The sequence below is a fragment of the Mycobacterium sp. genome (assembly GCF_032161845.1).
Taxonomy (GTDB): Bacteria; Actinomycetota; Actinomycetes; order Mycobacteriales; family Mycobacteriaceae; genus Mycobacterium.
This window is the reverse complement of sequence record NZ_JAVRQA010000080.1, coordinates 1-3,105: the sequence shown is the minus strand read 5'-3', so window position 1 is coordinate 3,105 and position 3,105 is coordinate 1. Positions and strand designations below refer to the sequence as shown.

At 66.6% G+C, this 3,105-nt stretch carries 2 protein-coding genes; one reads left to right on the top strand and one right to left on the bottom strand.

Features of this window, described 5'->3' with window-relative positions; all coding sequences use genetic code 11:
• Positions 1–1,177, bottom strand: a 1,177-nt coding sequence (locus tag QOD90_RS04905) for an AAA family ATPase (protein WP_526347247.1), incomplete at its 3' end; no start/stop codon positions are given.
• A gap of 407 nt (positions 1,178–1,584) precedes the next feature.
• Between QOD90_RS04905 and QOD90_RS04900 the strand changes: the two genes are divergently transcribed.
• Complete coding sequence (locus QOD90_RS04900; RefSeq protein ID WP_526347245.1) at positions 1,585–3,060, top strand: RNA polymerase sigma factor; 1,476 nt, start codon at positions 1,585–1,587, stop codon at positions 3,058–3,060.
• The last annotated feature ends 45 nt before the right edge of the window (positions 3,061–3,105 follow it).

Genomic DNA, 3,105 nt, shown 5'->3' with positions numbered 1-3,105 from the left:
CCAGCTCGTAGAGATCTGCGGCGGCGGCCGCTGCCCCGCGGCTCACGGCGGCGGCGGCCGCGTCGTCGAGCGCGTGCAGGGTGGCGGGCTCGGCGCTGGCGGCGCCCAGAGCCATGTGACGAGCCCTGAGCTCGGGCTGCGCTTCGACGGCCGCCAGCGCGCGATGCATCCTGCGGCGGCGGGCTGGACCCGCGTGGGTGTAGATGCCACGCGCCAGCAGCGGATGCGCGAAGTGCACACTGTTGCCGTCGATTCGGACGATGCCTTCGCGCTCCGGGCCCTCGAGCAGCTCGACGACCCGCTCGACGGGAACGTTCGTGGCGTCCGCGAGGAGATCGACCGTTGCGTCGGCAACCGAGCAGGCGGCCAGCAGCATGTCGCCGACTTCACCGTCGAAGTGCCCGACCCGCAGCCGGACCAGCTCGGTCAGCGTGCTGGGTAGTACCGCATCCCCGACCGTCGATCGACCGTCGACGCCGCGGGCCAGTTCCAATGCGTAGAAGGGATTGCCACCCGATATCTCGGCGATTCGCACCATCGTCGGCCGCGGAAAGGCCCTGCCGAAGCGTTCGAGGATCATCGAGTGCAGCGCACCGAGGCTCAACGGCCCGACGCGCACCCGGTTGACCGCATCGGGCGTGCTGAGATGGAGCCATTCCGCAGGGTCGGGCTCGGTAGCGTGAGCTCGGCCGGTCAGCAGCAGGCCGACACGGCCGGTTAGTCGTCGGGCCGCGAACGCCAGCACCGCCTGGCTCGACACGTCGAGCCACTGCGCGTCATCGATTGCCAGCAGGATGGGCTGCTGGGTGGCCAGTGCGGAGACGACCGCAGCCACTGCCGACCCCGTCACCCGTTGATCGGTCGGCGGCCCGTCGGTGCCCGCCCGGAGCAGTACGCGGTCGATCGCTACGCGCTGCAACTCAGGAAGATCGGCCAACACCTCGGGGTCGACGTCCTCCAACAGGTCGGCCACCGCCGCATAGGCCAGAACCGACTCCGCTTCGTCGGCCCGCGTCGACAGCACGCGGAAACCGAACTCCTTCGCGCGCGCCACACCGTCGATCCACAACGTCGTCTTGCCGATTCCCGGCTCTCCCGCGATCACCAGAGCAGAAGGCTGAGTGTCGGCCGCGCCAAGCAGGTCATCGACCGCCTGGCGTTCCCCAGAGCGACTCACCGTTGCCAACAACACAGCACCATCATTGCAGCTAGCAAATTATTCCGCTAACCATGTGCGATTCTCGACAATGACGCCGCGGCGAAGTTCTGTGTTGTCATGGCACTAACGCGGCTTTTCACCAGTAGCGACACCTAACCAGATCGCTTGATCGTGGCAATCGAGTGTCCGACGGAGCCATTCATTGGTCCTCGAAGTGGACGGAATCCGTCGCCTCCGGTGCGCCGACATCGACGAGCGCGCCACGTTTGGGTCACCAGCAGCGCTGGCCGCGGGTGCCTGGGGCGGCTCGCCGGGAGGCGGATTTGCCGCTCGTAGGGGTAGTTCCGCACACTGTCGTTACAATGGTGAACGGCGGCCGCATCACGGATGGCGGCAAGTATCCAACCCGATATCAAACGCCATCAATGGACAGCCGACATTTTTCGGTGGCGCACGCCCACGCTACCGAGTCTCGCAAGACCGAAGGGGTGCACGTGGCAGCGACGAAGGTAAGCCCGGCGATTGAAGAGCCGGTGAAGCGCACCGTCACCAAGGCCCCCGCCAAGAAGGCCGCGGCAGCCAAGACGGCCAGTGCGCCGGCCAAGCGGGCTGCGAAGGCACCCGCCAAGAAGGCCGCGCCGAAGACCGCTGGTGCGCCCGGCACCCGTGGCAAGAAGGGTGCCTCCGCCGACGGCGACGAGGTCCTCACGACGAGCGGTGCCCTGGAAGCGGGCGACGACGTCGAGGCAGAACCCGGCGAGGACCTCGAGGTCGACGCAGAACTTGAACTCGAGGAGCTCGAGGTCGACGCAGACGCCGTCGAAGTCGGCGCTGCGGCAGGCGCCGGCGGGAAGGCCACCAAGGATGGCGACGACGACATCGCGGAGCCGTCCGAGAAGGACAAGGCCTCTGGCGATTTCGTGTGGGACGAAGAAGAGTCCGAGGCGCTCCGGCAGGCCCGCAAGGACGCCGAGCTCACCGCCTCCGCAGACTCGGTACGGGCATACCTGAAGCAGATCGGCAAGGTCGCCCTGCTCAATGCCGAAGAGGAAGTCGAGCTGGCCAAGCGCATCGAGGCCGGCCTGTACTGCACGCAGAAGATGACCGAGTTCGCCGAGGCGGGCGAGAAACTGACCACGGCGCAGCGCCGCGACTACATCTGGATCTGCCGCGACGGCGACCGAGCGAAGAACCACCTTCTGGAGGCCAACCTGCGCCTCGTCGTCTCGCTGGCCAAGCGCTATACGGGCCGCGGGATGGCGTTCCTTGACCTCATCCAGGAGGGCAACCTCGGTCTCATTCGCGCGGTCGAGAAGTTCGACTACACCAAGGGTTACAAGTTCTCGACCTACGCGACGTGGTGGATCCGTCAGGCCATCACGCGCGCCATGGCCGACCAGGCCCGCACCATTCGCATTCCGGTGCACATGGTCGAAGTCATCAACAAGCTCGGCCGCATCCAGCGTGAGCTGCTTCAGGATCTGGGGCGCGAGCCGACCCCAGAAGAGCTCGCCAAGGAAATGGACATCACGCCGGAGAAGGTGCTGGAGATCCAGCAGTACGCGCGTGAGCCCATCTCGCTCGACCAGACGATCGGCGACGAGGGCGATAGTCAGCTCGGTGACTTCATCGAGGACTCCGAGGCCGTGGTGGCCGTGGATGCCGTGTCGTTCACCCTGCTCCAGGATCAACTGCAGTCGGTCCTCGAGACGCTCTCCGAGCGTGAGGCAGGCGTCGTGCGCCTGCGGTTCGGCCTCACCGATGGTCAGCCCCGCACCCTCGACGAGATCGGCCAGGTCTACGGCGTGACCCGCGAGCGGATCCGCCAGATCGAGAGCAAGACGATGTCGAAGTTGCGCCACCCCAGCCGTTCTCAGGTCCTGCGCGACTACCTGGACTAGAACTTCGGACACGACCGTCCCGACGATGGGGCGGTAACCCGTTGG

Bases quoted from the DNA above. Each gene is read 5' to 3' on its own strand.
- QOD90_RS04900 (WP_526347245.1), top strand. From the start codon at position 1,585: ATGGACAGCCGACATTTTTCGGTGGCGCACGCCCACGCTACCGAGTCT.